Below are 20,565 nucleotides of genomic sequence, written 5' to 3' on the forward strand. Positions count from 1 at the left end.
ATTACTTTGTCATTATAATTATTCGTCTACTATAAGTGAACATCTAAAGGCGAATGCATGAGACAAAAACATTATTCATACAATAGTTATTGGTTGTAATATTTTCTCGTGAATGGCTGTTTTTAAATTACGAATTACGAATTATGTTAAATGGATATCAAATTATTGATGCTGATTCCCATGTTATTGAGCCTCGATCTTTGTGGGCTAAGTTTTTAGAACCAAAATTTAAGCACTTTGCTCCTTCCGCAGATATGAAAATTAAAGGAGAAGACATTGTTGAGAAGATTTCAGAGCAAGTTCGCCACCAAGGAAATAAGCAAATGATGCAAGCTCACCCCAATGCTTATTTCAAGGGGTACGATGCTGAGTCTCATGTCCAAGCAATGATACAGATGGGGGTTGATATCGCATTCATTTATCCAACCTATGGGTTATGGCTTTGGGCTATTGACGATATGACACCAGAAGTAATGGGAGCTTTTACTCGTGCTTACAACACCTGGTTATATGAAGAATTTTGCAGCTATGCTCCAGATAAGTTAAAAGGCGTAGGAGCTATTAATATTCATGCACCTGAAGAGATGGTGAGAGAATTACATCACATAGCTGAGTTTGGCTGGAAGGCTGTGTTATTACGCCCCAACCCAGTTAAAGGAAGAATACTGAGTGACCCCGCTTATGAGCCATTTTGGACAGAATGCGAAGAGATGGGAATAGCGGTGGGAATTCATGAAGGAACTCATAGTCGGTTAGCAACCACAGGAGCAGAGCGTTTTAATACTCGTTTTGCTCTCCACGCCTGCTCTCATCCGATGGAACAGATGATGGCACTTTTAGCCCTGATTGAAGGGGGTGTTTTAGAGCGTCATCCCCGTTTGAAAGTAGGTTTTCTAGAGTCTGGTTGTGGTTGGTTACCTTACTGGCTATGGCGACTAGATGAAGAGTACGAAAACTTATATTGGGAGGTTAAAGATAATGTCAAAATGAAGCCCTCAGAGTATTTTCGCCGTCAGTGCTTTATTGCGATCGCACCTACTGAACCTTACTTACCTCAAATTATCGAATACATTGGTGCTGATAACTTAATCTTCGGCTCTGATTACCCCCACATGGATCATCAGCCGAACATTGTGAAAACAGTTCTAGAGCTTGAGCCACAGTTATCTCAAGAAATAGTGCAAAAGATTGTTTGGGATAATCCTAACAATTTTTATAGTTTGGCTTGACAACTTACTAACTTTCTTAACACTGAATAAGAGGACATATCATTATGAACAATCAAAAAAAACTAAGCTTTATGGACCCACTAGAATCAGAACAGTGGTATGACGACGACACCTATTATCAGATTTTATTAGTTACTCCTCCTCCCGACAAAATTGAAGGGCAATATATAAAAGCAACAATAGTAGCGAAAAAAAGAGAAGAGTTTAAAAAATATCTAATTGACCACAAAAGCCAAGATAAGCTAAAAGCGTATCCCCGACATAACCCTTCTGAATCGGCTAATAATATAGGCTCATATTTACCCTCACCTGGAGCGGTTTTAGCACCAGGTTTTAAAGATGTTTTACTTCAACCAGGATCTCCACATCCCTCCATTGAACTCAATAATTTTTATGGCCCAATCCAAACTCTATTGCAAACCCGCAAAATATCCCAGCTAATTGCTAAAACTTGGTACATGTATTTACAAGCAAAGGAAAAAAATCACCCCTGGAATAACTTTGTTAATGGCCAATGGCATGATATTGACTCTGATATATTAGACGGTCTCATAGCCAGAGAAATTTTCTTTTTTGATCAGATATCTTTTCCTGAGCATATTGAATCAGATAATTTGAAAATGTATAATCCACTACATAGTAATACGAAACCGAGTAAAAAAGCAAGGTTTTTGATTTTGCCTAATAGTAAGGGTTGGCAAGGAATTAGTTTAAGCCTCTTGATGGCAGGACAGGCATATTATCAGGTTAACAAAGAGAATCAAACATACTATCACCAAATTTCTCAACCCATTTTGAGTACAGGTGATATAACTTTGAGATATGAACTGGAAGTAGATTGGAATAGGTTTAAAGGTGATATAAAAGAACTCCAAGTAGTTCCAGGAAAGTATTCTGTTTCTAGTAAAGCTATTGTTCCCTATCCTCCAATACCTTCTGAACGAAATCTACCTTGTGAGGACATTAAAAAATGGGCTGAGGCTGAAGATGAAGGTGGAGAACTTCCATTTTATTATAAACAAGACGGAAAGTATTTAGTAGATGTACAATATTTTTCGCCTCCCTATCCCTATCTACCGCTTAGTACCTGTTAGAAAAATTAGAGCATCCTAACTAAAATTACAATCTTGTACAGATATAGGATGCTCTCGGTAAATAACTATAAATACTTTTTATGTCTAACGCAGCAAATATAATAAAATACCAAATTTCTGAAAAAATATATGAAAGTGCTAATTCGTTAGTTTATCGAGGTTTTTTTCGGTCAAATAACCAACCGATTATTCTGAAAATTCTCAAAGAGAATTACCCATCTTCTTCAGAACTAACCCGATATAAACAAGAATATGAAATCACTCTTTCTTTAAACGGAGATGGCATTATCAAAGCCCACGAATTACAGCGATATAAGAATAGTTTAGTAATGCTGCTGGAAGACTTTGGAGGTCAATCTTTAAACCTGTTAATATCCAAGTATAAATTTAAATTAGAAGAATTTATCACCATTGCCATCAAGACTACTGAAAGTTTAGCAGCTATTCACACCGCTAATATTATTCACAAAGACATTAACCCTGCCAACATTGTCTATAACCCAGAAACTGGACAAGTCAAAATTATTGACTTTGGAATTTCTACCCGTTTATCCCAAGAAAATCAGACGATTTGCAACATCAATCAATTAGAAGGAACCTTAGCTTACATCGCCCCAGAGCAAACTGGTAGAATGAACCGAGGTATAGATTACCGTAGTGATTTTTATTCTCTTGGTGTCACCTTCTATGAAGTCTTGACCCATCAACTTCCCTTTGTAAGCAATGACCCAATGGAATTAGTCCATTGTCATATCGCTCAACATCCGAAACCACCTCATGAACTAATCCCCTCTATCCCCTTAACAGTATCTAATATCATCATCAAACTGTTAGATAAAATCCCAGAAGAACGATACCAAAGTGCTTGGGGAATCAAAGCAGATTTAGAAACCTGTCTTGAACAATTAAAGACTCTGGGGCAAATTTCTCAGTTTTCTTTAGGAAGCCAAGATATTTCTGATAAGTTTCATATTCCCCAAAAACTTTATGGTCGTGAACAGGAAATCACTCAACTATTAACCACCTTTGACCGAGTTAGCCAAGGTACTACTGAGATAATACTAGTTTCAGGTTATTCAGGCATTGGCAAATCTGCCTTGGTCAATGAAATTCACAAACCTATTACACACCGACGAGGATATTTCATTCATGGCAAATTTGACCAGTTGCAGCGTGATATTCCTTACGCAGCAATCACACAAGCTTTTGGTGATTTAATACGTCAACTCCTGAGTGAATCTGAAATAACCCTACAAACTTGGAAACAGACAATTTTAGAAGCTTTGGGAAATAATGGTCAAACCATTATCGATGTAATTCCTGATTTGGAAAAGATTATCGGTAAACAGTTACCTGTTGAACAACTAGCAGCAACTGAAGCTCAAAATCGGTTTAACTTATTCTTTGAAAGATTTATTAGCATTTTTACCCAAAAAGAACATCCTTTAGTTATCTTCCTAGATGATTTACAGTGGGCAGATTTATCATCTTTAAATTTAATTGAGCGATTAATCACCAATCCTGACAGTCAGTATTTATTGATAATAGGGACATACCGAGATAATGAAGTCAGCCCTACCCACTCTTTAATTCACACCTTAGAGCAAATTAAAAAAGCAGAAGCTACAGTCAGTCAAATAAGGCTTCAACCTTTGGCAATAAACCATGTTAACCAATTAATTGCTGATACCCTAAATTGCTCAATAGAAAATTCAAAACCTCTAGCAGAGTTAGTGAGTCAAAAAACTGGTGGCAATTCTTTTTTTATAACCCAATTACTCCAAACATTATACAAAGAAAAGCTACTAGTATTTAATACCCCTGAATTTCCCCTTACTAAGGAGCAAAGTAAAGGGAAGTTTTGGCAATGGGATATTGAACAAATTCAAAAACTAGGAATAACTGATAATGTGGTTGAGTTAATGACCAGGAAGATTGAAAAACTGGATGAAGCCACCCAGAATGTTTTAAAATTAGCTGCCTGTATAGGAAACAAATTTAATTTAGAAATCCTTTCCGTTGTCAATAGAAAATCTCAAACAGTTACCTCTCAAGAACTACAACCAGCACTTAACGAAGGATTGATTATTCCCTTAAATAATGAGTATAAAGTGCCTTTAATATGGAGTCAGGAGGAAATGTCAAGTGATACTTCTGAAATCTCCTCTGCTTTCGTCCCCAAATATCCTGAATCTATTCCCTATAAATTTTTGCATGACCGAGTTCAGCAAGCTGCTTATATTCTAATTCAAGAAGAAGATAGAAAAGCGGTTCATCTGCAAATAGGTCGTCTGTTATTGAAAAACACTCACGACAATGAGTTAGAAGAAAATATTTTTAATATTGTCAATCAACTCAACGAAGGAGCAGAATTACTAACTGAAAAATTAGAGATAGATGAGCTAGCTAAATTGAATCTTGAAGCAGCAAAAAAGTCCAAGACATCTACAGCTTATGAACATGCTCTCAAATATTTAGAAACTGGATTAAGTCTCTTAGCATCCAATAGCTGGGATTATCAGTATAAATTGACATGGGAATTGCATATAGAAACCTTAGAGCTACTTTACTTAACCACTAAATTTGAGCAATTTGAACAACTAGCTGCAACACTTCTAAAAAAAACCGAAAATCTCATAGATAAAGCCAAGATTAACCAACTAAGGATAGTATACTATTTCACGACACTTAACCCCCATAAGGCAATAGATACTGCCCTAAAGACTTTACTAGAATTTGATATAAATATTTCTATAAAAACCAGTAACATCCAAAAGAAAATTGAACAACAGCAAGACTTTATTAAATCATTTTTACAAGAAAAAAATATTGAAGATATTGAGGATTTAGCTAACTTACCTGTAATGAGTGACCAGACTAGAATAGCAGTAACACTAATACTACAGCAAGTTAGTTCAGCTACACTTACAATAAATTTTCCTTTAGCTGTTGAAATTATATTAACCCAAGTTAATCTCTGTATAAAATATGGAAATCCGCTTCAAGCAGGTTATATATATAGTACTTATGGAATGCTTTTGTGTAGCATAAAAGGAGAAATTAACTATGGAAATAAATTTGGTAAACTGGCTCTCAAGCTACTAGAAAATTTTAACATTCCCAAATTAGAAGCTCATGTTTTACAGATATATTACGGAACTATCTGGCACTGGAAAGAGTATCTCCGAAATACAGCTGTACAAAACAAATTAATACATGGATTTAAGACAGGTATAGATACAGGAGAGAATGAGTGTGCCTCTTATGCAGCCATAGATTATTGCTTCATTAAGTTTTTATGCGGACACAGTTTGCAAGAGGTTGATAAAGATTATCAAAAATATTCTGGATTTATCAAAAAAACAAAAATTCTTTTTTGTATATATTGTATAGAAATATTTCATAAAATAGCACTTAATTTTTTAACATTTAACAATGATTATGGCTTGATAATTGGCAACTCTAAAGAAGAAGAGGAAGAATCTTTACACGCTTGGATTCAAAACAATTCAAATGAATGGTTAATATTCTTTGTCTATTTGGCCAAGACAATCTATTTTTATTTTTTTAAAAATTATAATTATGCTTGTGCTAACGGAATTAATGCAGAGAAATACATAAAAGCCTCTAGCGCGTTTTTAACAGCTCCCCAGCATAATTTATATTCGTCTCTTTCTTATCTTGCTTATTATAATAATTGCGATGTAAAGCAGCAAAAAAAATTAATTAACCAAGTAGATAAAAATCAAGAGAATATGAAAAGATGGGCTAACCACTGCCCGGAAAATTTTCAACACAAATACCATTTAGTCGCAGCTGAAAAAGCACGAGTTTTCAGAAAATATTGGCAAGCAGAATACTTTTATGAACTGGCTATTCAAGGAGCTAAAAAATATGAATTTATCCAAGAAGAAGCTCTAGCTTACGAACGAGCAGCAGAATTTTATTTCGAACTTGGTAGACAAGAAATTGGTCAATTATATCTGATAAATGCCCACCATTGTTACACTCACTGGGGAGCTAAAGCCAAAGTCAAGCAATTAGAAGATGAATATCCACAACATTTTATAGGAATTACTAACCAAGCAAATACTAAAAGTCTTACCACAAGTATCTCTACTACTGGAAATGATGGAAAAATCCTCGACTTAACAACAGTTATTAAAGCATCTCAAGCCCTAGCTGGAGAAATTATTTTAAGCAAGTTGCTGGCAAAGTTAATGAAAATTATGATTGAGAATGCAGGTGCTCAAAAAGGCTTTTTACTTCTGCATTCTCAAACAGAACCGAGAAAGGATGATAACTGGGTTATTGAGGCGATCGCAGCAGTGGATTCAGATGACATTACCATACTACAATCTATTTCAGTAGACTCTGTAGATCCGTCCACCCAGACTCCACTGCTCTCCGCCTCCATCATCAACTATGTTGCCCACACCCAGGAAAATATAGTTCTCAACGATGCCGCCCATGAGGGACAATTTACCCGTGACCCTTACATCATTAGTACTCAACCCAAATCTATTCTTTGTACTCCCCTGATTAATCAAGGCAAACTGAGCGGCATTTTATATTTAGAAAATAACCTGACCACAGGTGCATTTACTCCAGATAGAGTCGAAGTCTTAAAAATTCTTTCTGCTCAAGCTGCTATCTCAATCGAAAACTCCCGTTTATATGAACAATTAGAAGATTACAACCGCACTTTAGAACAAAAAGTTGAAGAGCGAAATCAAGAACTTTTACAAACACTAGAAAAACTCAAAATTACTCAAGAAAAACTCAGATTTGAAAACGATTTACTTAAGAGTTCAGAACAACTCTCAACCTATGACTATCAAATTGGGGGGAGTTTGCCAATGGATGCTCCCACATATGTAGTGCGTTCCGCAGACCGTCACCTTTATAAGGCACTGAGGCATAGTGAGTTTTGTTACATACTAAATGCACGACAGATGGGTAAGTCAAGCCTAATGGTACGCATGATGCATTATCTTCAACAAGAAGGATTTAGTTGTACGGCAATTGATTTAACTAGGATTGGTAGTGACAACATAACCCCTGCTCAATGGTACTTGGGATTAGCAGTGGAATTATGGCAGAATTTTGATTTGTTAGATAAGGTAAATCTTCCAGTTTGGTGGAATGAGTACAAAGATTTATCACCCACCCAGAGGTTGAGTCAATTTATTGAGAATATTTTACTAAAGCAACTTCAGAGTGAAAAAATTTATATTTTTGTCGATGAAATTGATAGCATCTTGGGCTTAAATTTTTCTGTTAATGATTTTTTTGCTTTGATGCGATTTTGTTATAATCAGCGTAGCATCAACCTAGAATATCGGCGTTTAACTTTTGCTTTCTTTGGCGTAGCAACTCCTTCAGATTTAATCTCAGATTACAAGAGAACACCGTTTAATATTGGTCAGTCAATTCAACTAGAGGGTTTTAAAGAAGATGAAGTCTATCCTTTAGGTGAAGGATTGAAAGAGAAAGTTAGCGAACCGATCGCAGTTCGCAAAGTAATTAGAGAAGTATTATACTGGACAAATGGCCAACCTTTTCTAACTCAAAAGCTCTGTCAGCTCATCCGTAACTCTTCATCTGTGATTCCTGCAAACATTGAAGCCGAATGGATTGAAGATTTGGTGCGGACAAATGTCATTAATCATTGGGAATCCCAAGATGAGCCGGAGCATTTAAAAACTATTCGCGATCGCATTCTCAATAGCCATCTACAAATTAACAAAGTTCTAGAGCTTTATCGACAAATTTTACACCAAAAAGAAATACTCTCCGTTGATAGTCCAGAAGAAAAAGAATTGATATTATCAGGGCTAATTATTAAACAACAAGGTTCTTTGAAAGTCCATAACCGTATTTACAAATTGATATTCGATCAAAATTGGATTGCTCGGCATATCTCTTAGTAATGCTCAATCAAAGACCTATATTAACTGTATGGGTCGCCCGGGATTCGAACCCGGAACTAATCGGTTAAAAGCCGAGTACTCTACCGTTGAGTTAGCGACCCTTTCGTTGCATTTCGCAACTTTGCCATCATAGCATATACACCTGATTTGTAAAGGGGTTTAGAAAAAATTAGCAGTCAACCTTATAGATGCTGTATGGCTAGCTCCTGGTGCTAACACAGTCAGGTTATCACCAGTATTCAAAGAGTTACGGGTGGCACTCCAAGGTTCTAGACAGTAGAATTCTTTGCCTTTAACTGTCCAAAATACCAGCCAGGTAGAGAAATCATCATAATCCAAAGTGAGTTGTAACTTACGGCTGCGATCTGTCGCAGTGGCCGATTGACTCGTTAACTGTCCAAAGGCAAAATCAATTTCATCACGGCTAAAGTCAAAATTGCCGTCAAAAGAGTGAATTTCCTTAGTTTGATTGTCTTGATACTGCTTAGAGGGAATTTCAAGCTCTAACTGAGTTTTATCACCACACAAAAAGTAGGGATGGAAACCAGCCGAAAAAGGCATTGGTGTGGATGACAAGTTTTTATACTGCTGGCGAACTTCTAGGGTATTACCTTGAAGTTCGTATGTGAAAACCAGCTGAAAATCAAAAGGATAAACTGCCTTAGTTTGCTCATTGCTATCAAGAACGACAGTGAGACTAGCTTTATCTTCAGTTTTTTGTTCTGTTGCTTTCCACGGCAATTCACGGGCAAAACCGTGTTGCTTGAGAGTATATTGTTGCCCGTTGTGAGTGTAAGTATTATCTGGTAGATTGCCACAAATAGGAAACAAAATTGGATTCCCGCCTCTGACACTTAAATCAGGATGAGTAAAGCGTTCAGTATCCAGGTAGAAAATTTCTTGCCCTTGAATGCGCCAACGGGTGATGATACCACCGCGTTCGGGTACCACTTCCAATTGAGAACCAGCGCCTTCGTCAGAAAGAATATAGGTCTTGTACTGTTGCTGTTGAACTGCAATGCTAAACACAAATTTTAGTCCTGGGTATAGGGATAGTTAGGAGTTAGAAGTTGTAAGTTACAAGTTAACAATTCCTAACTTCTAACTCCTAACTCCTAACTCCTAACTTTGTTACTCGTCTTCTGCAAACACGAAACGATATAACTCGCTGGGGTCTGGTTCAGGGCTGCTTTCGGCGAATTTAACCGCTTCGTCGATTACATCCTGAATTTTACGATCAATTGCTTTGATTTCTCCCTCATCCGCCAGATTTTGCTCCACCAAATAAGCTGCCAACTTCTTAATTGGGTCACGAGCGAACCAAAATTCTTTCTCAGCTTTGCTTCGCATTTCATCTGGGTCAGCCAAGGAGTGACCCCGGAAGCGGTAGGTAAGCGCCTCAATTAATGTTGGCCCTTCACCTGCACGAGCACGGGCTACAGCTTCTTGGGCCACGGCTCGGACTGCTAGTACATCCATACCATCTACTTCCACGCCCACCATGTTAAATACACTGGCTTTTTTATAAATCTCTGGCTGGGAAGTGGCTCGTTCGTGAGACATACCAATGGCCCACTTATTATTTTCGACTACAAAAAGAATTGGTAGTTTCCATAGGGCTGCCATATTTAGCGTCTCGAAAAACTGACCGTTGTTAGCTGCACCGTCGCCAAAAAAGCAAGCTGTAACTTGGTCAGCATTTTTATCTCCCAACACTTCGCGGCGGTATTTGCTTTGAAAAGCCGCTCCAGCCGCTACAGGAATTCCCTCAGCCACAAAAGCATAGCCACCCAACAAGCGATGTTCCGCAGAAAACATGTGCATGGAACCACCGCGCCCTTTGCTGCAACCTGTGGCTTTGCCAAATAATTCTGCCATTACCTCTCTTGCTGGTACTCCCGCACTCAAGGCATGAACGTGGTCGCGGTAAGTACTACAAACGTAATCTTCACCCGGTCGCATTGACTGCACAACACCACTGCAAACGGCTTCTTGACCATTGTACAAATGGACAAAACCAAACATTTTGCCTCTGTAGTACATTTCAGCGCACTTGTCTTCAAACAAGCGCCCTAACACCATATCCTCATACAACCGTAACCCTTCTTCCTTGGTAATGTGCGTAGTAGCAGGATTAAAAGTGGGTAAAGTACGCTCTTGAACCATTATTTTTGAGTATCCCTGTTGTACAACTTAAAGTTACGGTCTTAAATAAGTTGGTCTGATAACGCCTCAGCTTTTAACAGGCTAGCGTTTGCAAGACTCAACAATCAAACTTTATTTATGCACCAAAAAAGGGTCTGAGGGAATAGCTGAATTTTTAATTTTTGATTTTTAACTTTTCAGCCCATGCCCTGTGAGGATTTGACTCTAACGACAATAGACTTGTCGCTTTGGGTTTTCTCTCTCACTATTCCCCTTCATAGACTAGCAATCAAGATAGACTGCTTTCTGCATATCCATTAACAATTTAAAAAAAAGGGCGCAAAAATCTATATACCCAAATAGGTAATTGTAATTAAAGGTTAATTATGATATGATTTCGTTCTCCGGTTATCAGGGTCAACTCCCAATAGTGGTATTTTAGTAACCTCCTAGTGGGAAAGTGCCGAAAAAATCAATCATCAATAGATTCTTGCAACCACAACAATTATGCCGTGATTAAAAGCGGTAGTTGTGGTTTGTGCTATCGAAGGCTGATAATAGTTGTGTTAAACATAAATACTAAGAATTAAGACAAAAAATTGAGGCTTTCTAGGCGAAAGCAAAAAATTAGTACTAGAATGTGACTCAAAATTTCGGGAAGTTACAAAACAAGTTGTTGCAATATACACTTGTAGAGTAAATTCTACACGGCATTTTTATGGCACGGTTTTACAGGCCTGGAAAGCTCTAGGTGAATTATGTTGATCACGGTGCAGGGGAAGTAGGCTGTGCGAATTCCGCTAGATTACTACCGAATTTTAGGACTACCGTTAGCGGCAAGTGATGAACAATTGCGACAGGCATACAGCGATCGCATTGTACAATTGCCCCGACGTGAGTATTCTCAGGCAGCAATTTCTTCTCGTAAACAACTCATAGAAGAAGCTTACGTGGTTTTATCAGATCCAAAACAACGCAGTACCTACGATCATCTCTATCTTGCCCACGCCTATGACCCAGATAACCTTGCTGCTGCCGCAGTAGCACTGGAAAATCGTCCAGAAAGCACCAAAAGGGGTATTGACACCCAGAGTCTGGGCATCGAAATTAGCCAAGACGAATTAGTTGGCGCTTTGTTGATTTTGCAAGAGTTGGGAGAATACGAACTTGTATTGAAACTAGGCCGTCCGTACCTAGTAAATAAAAATAGTGCTACAAGTGCAAGAAAGGGCAATAATCTAGCAGACGAAGAAATTTATGAAAGCGCTGAACATCCAGATGTTGTTCTGACTGTTGCCCTTGCTTGTCTAGAATTAGGTCGGGAACAGTGGCAGCAAGGTCACTATGAAAATGCCGCCATATCCCTAGAAACTGGTCAAGAACTGCTAGTACGCGAAGGCTTGTTTTCTAGTGTACAGGCAGAAATTCAGGCTGATCTTTACAAGTTGCGACCATATCGAATTTTGGAGTTGCTGGCACTACCTCAAGAAAAAACTGCCGAACGACAGCAAGGTTTGGAATTATTACAAAACCTCTTAGAAGATCGTGGCGGGATTGATGGCACGAACAATGATGACTCTGGTTTAAACATAGATGACTTTCTGCGGTTTATCCAGCAGTTACGCAACCACTTAACAGTCGCAGAGCAGCACAAGTTATTTGAAGCCCAAAGCAAACGCAATTCTGCTGTTGCAACTTATTTAGCTGTTTATGCTTTGATAGCGCGGGGATTTGCTCAACGACAACCTGCTTTAATTCGTCAAGCAAGACAAATGCTCATGCGTCTGGGCAAACGCCAAGATGTACATTTAGAACAGTCTCTATGTGCGTTACTTTTAGGACAAACTGAAGAAGCAACTCGTGTTTTAGAACTTAGTCAGGAATACGAAGCTTTAGCTTTTATTCGGGAAAAATCTCAAGACTCTCCAGATTTGTTACCGGGGTTGTGTCTCTATGCAGAACAGTGGTTGCAACACGAAGTATTTCCCCATTTTCGAGATTTAGCAAACCAACAAGCTTTCCTAAAAGATTACTTTGCTAATCAACAGGTGCAAGCTTATTTAGAAGCACTGCCAACTGATGCAGAAACAACTAATGAATGGGCTGTAATTAACCCCCAATATTTTCCCCAGACCCAAACAAATAAGCCCCATTTTCACAACAATTCAACTAAAACTTCAGCGCAATTTAATCACAGCAGAACCCCTGACCCAGATTTACCAGAAACACCAACAAAAGAAACACCCGAATATTCAAACTTCTCACTACCCATGTGGAATTCATCTGGGAGTGTAAAATCAGAGGTTCCTACTGCCGAACGGATGAGCAGAGGCACTAATCAGCATTTGAACGGTTCAGCTAAAAGTGCTGCACCCGGTCATAACCAAAAGCGTAGGCGGAGAAAACCTACTCCATCTGCTAGCCGAGAACGTTTACCAGACAATCGTCCTCATTCTCGTCGTCCTCGGCGGCGGCGAACTTTTGCGAACACCATAGAAGGAAAAACACGGCTGGTGTGGAGAGTGTTTATTTCTTTGGTGAGTATATTAGTTTTCTGGGTGTTAGCCACAACAACTTTTGGATGGTTAAAAAATCTGTTTTTTCCTACAAAAGATGTGCGTGGTTCAGAGTTGTTTATACAAATAAATCAACCACCAATACCTATTCCCGATCCAAATAATAACCCACAATCAGCAGAAGGCCCTTTAACAAGTGCAACGGCAGAGGAAGTTATTCGGACTTGGTTATCTACCAAAGCCGCAGCTTTAGGGCCGAATCATGAAATTAATAATTTAGAGCAAATTTTAACTGGTTCAGCTTTATCTCAATGGAGGCTGATTGCTCAACAGAATAGGTTAGACAATCGCTACCGCAAGTATGAGCATAGCCTGAAGGTCGAATCTGTAGAGAGAATTGATTTATTTGCAGATCGTGCCGCAGTGGAAGCTACGGTTAGAGAAGCGACCCAGTTATATGAAAATGGTCAGTTTAAAAACTCTTCTAATGATAATTTGCGAGTTCGGTATGATTTGATTCGAGAACGAGGTAAATGGCGTATTCAGAGTACATCTGTTGTGAATCAGATAATCAGATAAATTGGAATTTTTAGACAATGATCTGCGACAAAGCTTTACTTCAAAGGTGGGCTAAATGTAACTTGTAGAGACGCGATAAATCGCGTTTAAAAGGCTGACACGTTAGAGAGACGCGATAAATCGCCGTCTCTACAAAGAATGTACTTGTCAAATATTCCTTGACAGACTACTAACTAATAGTAACAACAGCTACCATCGCATCGGCTAGAGGGGGATGGGACGAAGCACACTAAAAATTTATTTTTATAACTGAAAATTTTATTTTATTTATGTGTTAAGTAGCTTTTAGGATGTTATCTGTATAATCTATCATTCAGTCTAAATTATCGCATGTATAATCTATCATTCAGTCTTATTGATTATTGACCTATGTTACTGATTGATAGGTTGAAATTTGGGCATTAGGGTATCTCTTTTTAAGACATAACATACCACTCACCTAGTAGTTATTTATTAACGGAATTTGAGAAGTTATGTAGGCATACTCTATCCTAGACATTGCCTGAACTTGTGCTTCAAAAATCATGAGCCATTATATGAATAGTTAGCACGTTTACGGCACTATCCAATGTCTCAAGGCTTATTAAACTCCTTTCAAGAAGCATACAGCAATCTCGAACTATTTCCGTTGATGGAACGCAACGAAATGGAAAGATTTAGAGTCGAATATGGTGATGATTTGATTGCAGACTTGAACCAATTAGTAGAAGATAGTCCTAATGGAGATGGCAAAATTGTCTTTACAGGACATCGAGGATGTGGTAAGTCTACTTTGTTAGCTGAATTTAGCCGACAAATTCAAGATAAATATTTTGTAGTTCTCTTTTCTATTGCTGACAAAATTGAAATGTCGGCTGTTAATCATATTAATATACTGTTTGCGATCGCAGTTAATTTAATGACAGAGGCAGAAGCCCGCCGAGTTGATATTCCTCAATCTACTAAAGAGGCTCTTTATAAGTGGTTTGCTACCCGAACTCGCACTGAAGAATTAAATTTACAAGCAGAAGCTAGTATAGGTTTTGACCTCTTAAAATTGATTAGTTCTAAATTAAAAGCTGATGCTAGCGTTCGGGATGAGATTAAGCAAGAGTTTGAACGCAAATTATCAGATTTAGTTGCCAGAATTAATGAAATTGCTGCTCTAATTCAAGCTGCAACGAAACAAAATGTTTTAGTAATTATTGATGATTTAGATAAACTTGACTTAGGCAGAGTTAATGAGATTTATAGAGATAACATTAAAGCTCTTTGTCAACCTAACTTTCAAATTATTTACACTATCCCGATCGCAGTCCTTCGAGAAACATTTATCAGCACAATAATTGCCACTGAAACCAATGATCAAGTTGTGGCAATGCCTGTCTTAAAAATATTTGATAAAGGTAAAAATCGCTTCCCTAATGCCCAACCTCGCCCGGAAGCAACAAAGATTCTCGGTGAAGTTTTACAAAAGCGGATTTCCAGTGAATTAATCACGGCAGAAACTGCTGAAAAGATTGTGATTTACAGTGGTGGTGTATTGCGAGAGCTAATTCGGATTTCTAAGGAATGTTGCCGTATATGTTTGCGAATGATCCGGCGCAATCCCACAGCCGAAGTTATCATTGATGATAAAATTCTCCTTCAAGCAATCAATAAAATCCGCAATGATTTTTCTATACGTTTAGGAAAAGTTGATATAGATATTTTGCAGAGTGTCTATGAACAATTTATGCCCAATGACCCCAAACAAGCAGAGTTTTTGGATTTGTTACATGGGCTGTATGTTCTAGAATATCGCACTGATGAAACTTGGTACGATGTTCATCCAATTATTATCGAGAGCTTGAAAAGACAGGGAGCTATTAATGTTAAATGAAGAATTATTTGATGAAGGAGAAAATCAAGATGCGTATGATGATTTAATTGTTTCTATTGAAGCTCAAAAGCGGGGATTAAATTTACTGATTGCAGTTTGCGATGATGCTAGCTTTCGTGATGAGATTATTGCTCAATATGAAGCTGAACTACAACCCGCTTTTCGTGCATATCGAGTAACTTTAGCACGTCAGGAACCGAGCCTCAAAGCTGCTCTTAACCAACTGGTACAACAAAAAGAATATCTCCGTCAGCAGAAGCCGGCGGTGATTACTGTGACTGGTGCTGAACAACTTTATTTTCTCAGATTGGGAAATGAGCAATCAGAGCAGGAGAAATTTTTTGGTTACTTACAGTGGACAAGGGAAGGATTGCGCGAATTTCCGTTTGCGATCGTGCTTTGGGTAACTAACCAAATTTTAGTCAGCCTGATTAAAAAAGCCCCTGATTTTTGGAGTTGGCGCAATGGTGTATTCCGATTTGAATCTAAAAAGACAAATGCTATTCCTGGTAAAGAACTAGAACATATACGCTTTGTTTTTAGAGACACAGAATTAGCCAGCACAGATACTAATGAAAATAACCCTTTTTTCTTACCCATCCAAGATTTACAAAGGCTAATCGAGAAAGTAGAACAGGAACAGGGAACTAAAGATCCTACCTTGGCTACCTTATATTCAAGGTTAGGTGATATTTACCGCAGTAGATTAGAGCGGGGTGAATCTCAAAATTATCAAGAAGAACAGGAATTAGCAATTAAATATTGGCGCCAAGCAAGTGAACTACAAAATGAATTAGGTTTGCAGGTAGACTTAGCTAATAGCCTCAATAATTTAGCAGGAATATATCGGGCAACGGGACACTATAGCGAAGCCGAACCTTTATATAAACAAGCTTTAGAACTGAGGAAACGCCTGCTAGGAGACAACCATCCTTCTTTTGCTACTAGCCTGAATAATTTGGCAGGACTCTACAAATCTACTGGACAATATAATAAAGCGGAACTTCTATATCAAGAAGCTTTAGAAGTGAGGAAACGTCTGTTAGGAGAAAATCATGCCGATGTTGTCGCCAGTCTGAACAATTTGGCACTACTGTATGATGAACAAGGACGTTATGACGAAGCCGAACCTTTGTATCTGCAATCATTAGAACTCGAAAAACGTCTGCTTGGTGAAAATCATCCTTCTTTCGCTCTCATACTGAATAATTTAGCGCTACTTTATTATCATCAAGGACGTTTCAGTGAAGCTGAACCATTGTCGCAACAAGCAATAGAACTAGATAAGCGATTTTTGGGAGAAGAGAATCCTGATGTTGCAACAGATTTGCACAATTTAGGTTTAATATACCGCGCTCAAGGACGCTACAGTGAAGCGGAATCTTTGTTTTTGCAATCATTAGAACTCAAGCAGCGTCTATTGCAAAAAGCGCATCCGCTTTTTGCAGATACTATCTATGCTCTTGGTTATATGTACAGGGAGCAGGGGCGTTACAATGAAGCGGAACCCTTGTGTATAAAAGCCTTAGAACTTGATAAGCACCTATTGGGAGAAAATCATCCCAATGTTGCTGAAAGTCTCAATAATCTGGCAGAAATTTATCGTGAAACTGGACGTTATGATGAAGCAGAACCGCTTTATTTACAAGCTTTAGATATTTGTGAAGGAGTTTGGGGTGTAAATCATATTCGTAGTGTGGCTGTTCGTGAAAATTTAGAAAAACTTGCGGTGGCGATGCGGGAGAATTAAGGTCAGAAAATCTCACGCAGAAACTAGCTTAACTTCTGCCTTCACGTTTGCGTGTTCCGCCCACTCTGTAGCAACTTCTGTCTTGGCTGTAGCAACTTCTGCCTTCACGTTTCCGTGTTCCGCGCACCCTGTAGCAGCTTCCGCCTTCACGTTTCCGTGTTCCGCGCACCCTGTAGCAGCTTCCGCCTTCACGTTTCCGTGTTCCGTGCACCCTGTAGCAGCTTCCGCCTTCACGTTTCCGTGTTCCGCGCACCCTGTAGCAGCTTCCACCTTGACGTTTCCGTGTTCCGCGCAGTCTGTAGCAACTTCCGCTTTGACGTTAAGCTGATTTTGACTGGTCTATCACAGCCTATTTTTCCACGCAATAATCAACATTTCAAAGATCCGATACCTGATTGAATTAAAAGGGATATGGTGCGATCGCTTTCCCAAGATCCCCGACTTATTAAAGAAATCGGGGATCTGAAGAAACTGTAGTGGAAAGTGCGTAGGCGTAGCCCGTCGTAGACATCGCTGTACTAGCGAACCCCAACGAAACCAGCTTGTTCAATTGCCCTTTGCCCTTGGTCAGTTAATAAAAGTTTGGCATAGGCATCGCCAATCTGCTGTTCCCGACCTTTATTCTGTTTAATAATCACAAACAAATTAGCAATCATCGGATAGCTGCCATTTTTGATAACCTGAGTATTTAGCTGGTTACGCTGACGTAGACATTGCTCAGGCGACACCATCGGTTCGCTATAGGGGGAAATTAGCTGATCAGAAGTGCTACCCAATGGCAAAGCCTTCACACTACATTGAGGTAATACTGAACGGGCAGAAGCGTAGTAGACACCACCAGGAGCTTTACTGAGTTGGCGCACTGCCTCTGTAGTAGAGTAGACATACTGCACATTAGAGCCAAATGTTTGACCCTTCAAGTCGCTGTTGCTAGGGAATATTAGTGTATCTGCGTCCTCTGGTCGTTGAGATAAAGGTGTAATGGGCAGGTTGGGGCCACCTACTTGATTCCAGTTAGTAATTTTCCCCAAATAAATCTGCTGCAATTGGTCAACAGTTAAACCAGGCACATTGAGTGATGGGTTGACTACGACTGCTATCCCATCCATACCCACCTGACGTTGCTCAAGAGTGAAGCCTCGCTCTCTTGCAATAGCTTGTTCTTCATCTGTAAGGGCACGGGAAGACTGAGCAAAGTCGAGTTTCCCATCAAGCAACATCCGAATGCCGGAGCTAGAACCAGGACTACCATTAACAGGGTTTACGTAACGTAATTGTAGTTCAGGGCGATCGCTCTGAATCTGAGAATCTACCAATTGCCGGATAGATGCCCAAGCTGTACTGCCTCCGTAGTTAAACGAGTCAGTAGGGACATCAGCAACTGTCTGAAAAGTTGATGCACTACTAGAGAGGGTGTTGAAATTTTGATTAGAGGAATTAACGCTGGTGCGGGACGCTAAATTCGGCCGCAGTAACCACCAAAGCAGTCCGCCAATAACCATCAGTGTCAGCACTTTCCCAATAATCAATCCTCTAAGAAATAGGGCGATTTCACCGCTAATTAAAGCTTTTTTTTGATTTGTATTGTCCATCTTTTTAAATGTTGTTTATTCTATTTATCCTACAGGAATCTATAAATATTTAGGTTAAAAGCAAATCTAGAGTAAGTCAGTTAATAGCCAGTTTTATGATTGCTGGTAGATGATTAACTCTTGCTAATTGTAGTGAGGTTTAATTTGCTCTTTAGTAGTCTTTGCAATAGTGCAATTGCTTTTGCAGACTCCTCTTTTAGCTGCTGATTTCGCTATTAAGCTACTCACATGAACATTAATGAACCGTGGCTCAACTAATTTTTCTATAAAATTATTTAATTGAGTAGGTTGGTTTGGAGGCGATGTACCTGTATTAATAAATGTATAAATTAAAACTATTACTATGAAGCTAGTGGTAGCACCAAGACCTATTCCCAGCAGCAAAAGAAAGTTTCTATAAGTTAGCAAATAGCTATCATCAGTGTTTTGATTTATGCCAGCAACTTGTGAGGGTTGTGACAACGCCAGATCAGAATTAAGGGCTTGTAAAGCTTCTGCGGCAGATTGGTAACGCTGGCTATAGCGATCGCGAACCATTGTATCTAAAATATTTGCCAGAGCGTCGCTTACCTGTGCCTGATCGCGCCAAAGAATTTCTCCAGTATTGGGATCTTCTTGTAGTTGCTCAGGTATTAAACCTGTCAAAGCTTGAATGCCAATCATCCCTACTGCATAGATATCGCTGCAAAGTTTTGGCTTTCCCTTAGCCTGTTCGCTTGGCATATAGCCAGGAGTCCCAACAGCAATTGTTAAGCCTGCTCCTAAAGCACCAATTTTCTTAATACTCCCAAAGTCAATTAGCACAATTTTTTGATCGGAGTATCGCCGCATTAAATTTTGGGGCTTAATATCCCGGTGAATAATATTATTTTGGTGGACGAAAGCCAGCACTTCTAGGATATCTTTTAATAAATTTAAGACTGTATTTTCGCTAAGATGTTGACCTGGTACAATTTCTTGAGTCAAAGCATGACCGTCAATAAATTCCTGGACTAAATAGAAATCTCCATCTTCATCAAAATGGGCGAATAGTCTAGGAATTTGATCGTGGTCGTTGCCTAGCTGGTATAAAACTTCCGCTTCCCGAGCAAATAGCTTTTTAGCAATGGGTAGAACAGCCGGATTGGAATCTTTTGGATGGAAATGTTTGACCACACAATGGGGTCGCCCTGGTAAATCTAAGTCGACGGCTAAGTAGGTATCACCAGATCCCCCGCTTCCTAAGTGTTTGACAATCTCAAAGCGATTCCTAAGTGTTTTTCTGGCAAGAGAGGATTGATGTCTGTTACGTATAGCACCTCTTAACAAGTAAGTATTGCCAGATTCTCCGCTTCCCAGCAGTTTGACAGTCTCAAAGCGACTTCGGAGTGTTTTTCTGACTAGAGGGTTCTGGCTCATGTGGCGTATACTACTGGTTAATTTACTGACCATTCAGAGCTTAGGTGAGGTTATGAATACCTGCCGCTAAATTTGTTGGTATTTGAGGCAGTCCGCTTCTTAGACGACCTATGCTTTGGAGCAGTTTTATGGTTAGCCGCTTGATTGATTCATTTAATACCTTTTATAGGTATCTTAATATAAAGTTTATTTCTGGAATAGTTCAATAATTTTATCACTTAAGTAAATTTAACACTAGTCCACAGTATTTAGAACTGTGGGCAGAAGACAACTTTCAGTAGTTACAAGGTTTATTTGTTTTAACTGTTGGGTCTGATTACTGGCAAAACCTCGAATAGTGGAATTTAAAGACACAAATATTATTACAGTTTCCACCACAATTTTGTTGCCAGATTTTAGTCATCACTAACCGCGATCGCGTTGCCATATCAACGTAAGTACGACAAAAATAAAAAAGAGCAAGAGTAA

General features: G+C 38.9%; 11 protein-coding genes and 1 tRNA gene. 6 read left to right on the plus strand and 6 right to left on the minus strand.

Translation table 11 applies throughout. The features are described 5' to 3' along the window. The first annotated feature begins 143 nt into the window (after positions 1-143). The 3 genes from H6G92_RS19520 (at position 144) to H6G92_RS19530 (ending at position 8,253) form a co-directional block, all read left to right on the plus strand. Positions 144-1,229: an amidohydrolase family protein gene (locus H6G92_RS19520; RefSeq protein WP_190895266.1), complete on the plus strand. Its 1,086-nt coding sequence runs from the start codon at positions 144-146 to the stop codon at positions 1,227-1,229. A gap of 44 nt (positions 1,230-1,273) precedes the next feature. Continuing rightward, entirely contained in the window at positions 1,274-2,323 is a 1,050-nt protein-coding gene (locus H6G92_RS19525) for a hypothetical protein (protein ID WP_242059229.1), read from the plus strand. A gap of 80 nt (positions 2,324-2,403) precedes the next feature. Beyond that, on the plus strand, positions 2,404-8,253 hold the full coding sequence (locus tag H6G92_RS19530) for an AAA family ATPase (protein WP_190895267.1): 5,850 nt from the start codon (positions 2,404-2,406) through the stop codon (positions 8,251-8,253). 32 nt (positions 8,254-8,285) lie between these two features. Here the strand turns inward: H6G92_RS19530 and H6G92_RS19535 are convergent. The 3 genes from H6G92_RS19535 to pdhA all read right to left on the minus strand — a co-directional run bounded on the left by H6G92_RS19535 (position 8,286) and on the right by pdhA (position 10,422). After that, a tRNA-Lys gene (locus H6G92_RS19535) sits at positions 8,286-8,357 on the minus strand. A gap of 58 nt (positions 8,358-8,415) precedes the next feature. Then, positions 8,416-9,285 carry an aldose epimerase family protein gene (locus H6G92_RS19540; protein WP_190895268.1) on the minus strand — a complete coding sequence of 290 codons (870 nt, stop codon included), beginning with the start codon at positions 9,283-9,285 and terminating at the stop codon, positions 8,416-8,418. A 102-nt stretch (positions 9,286-9,387) separates the two neighbouring features. Further along, positions 9,388-10,422, minus strand: a complete 1,035-nt coding sequence (pdhA, locus tag H6G92_RS19545; protein WP_069072716.1) for a pyruvate dehydrogenase (acetyl-transferring) E1 component subunit alpha — start codon at positions 10,420-10,422, stop codon at positions 9,388-9,390. 767 nt (positions 10,423-11,189) lie between these two features. Between pdhA and H6G92_RS19550 the strand changes: the two genes are divergently transcribed. From H6G92_RS19550 to H6G92_RS19560, 3 genes are all read left to right on the plus strand, one after another. Then, positions 11,190-13,496, plus strand: a complete 2,307-nt coding sequence (locus H6G92_RS19550; protein WP_190895269.1) for an IMS domain-containing protein — start codon at positions 11,190-11,192, stop codon at positions 13,494-13,496. A 568-nt stretch (positions 13,497-14,064) separates the two neighbouring features. After that, complete coding sequence (locus H6G92_RS19555; RefSeq protein WP_190895270.1) at positions 14,065-15,357, plus strand: ATP-binding protein; 1,293 nt, start codon at positions 14,065-14,067, stop codon at positions 15,355-15,357. Further along, positions 15,347-17,107 carry a tetratricopeptide repeat protein gene (locus H6G92_RS19560; protein WP_242059230.1) on the plus strand — a complete coding sequence of 587 codons (1,761 nt, stop codon included), beginning with the start codon at positions 15,347-15,349 and terminating at the stop codon, positions 17,105-17,107. The genes H6G92_RS19555 and H6G92_RS19560 overlap by 11 nt, the downstream gene beginning before the upstream one ends. A 12-nt stretch (positions 17,108-17,119) precedes the next feature. Here H6G92_RS19560 and H6G92_RS39600 read toward each other — a convergent pair whose 3' ends face one another. The 3 genes from H6G92_RS39600 to H6G92_RS19575 all read right to left on the minus strand — a co-directional run bounded on the left by H6G92_RS39600 (position 17,120) and on the right by H6G92_RS19575 (position 20,097). Further along, positions 17,120-17,299 carry a hypothetical protein gene (locus H6G92_RS39600; protein WP_242059231.1) on the minus strand — a complete coding sequence of 60 codons (180 nt, stop codon included), beginning with the start codon at positions 17,297-17,299 and terminating at the stop codon, positions 17,120-17,122. 326 nt (positions 17,300-17,625) lie between these two features. Then, positions 17,626-18,699, minus strand: coding sequence for a PstS family phosphate ABC transporter substrate-binding protein (locus H6G92_RS19570; RefSeq protein WP_190895272.1), 1,074 nt, complete (start codon positions 18,697-18,699; stop codon positions 17,626-17,628). Positions 18,700-18,822: 123 nt separating this feature from the next. Then, positions 18,823-20,097: a serine/threonine-protein kinase gene (locus H6G92_RS19575; protein WP_242059233.1), complete on the minus strand. Its 1,275-nt coding sequence runs from the start codon at positions 20,095-20,097 to the stop codon at positions 18,823-18,825. Positions 20,098-20,565: the final 468 nt, after the last annotated feature.

It is taken from the genome of Nostoc foliaceum FACHB-393 (assembly GCF_014698505.1).
In the GTDB taxonomy this organism is placed as follows: Bacteria; Cyanobacteriota; Cyanobacteriia; order Cyanobacteriales; family Nostocaceae; genus Nostoc; species Nostoc foliaceum_A.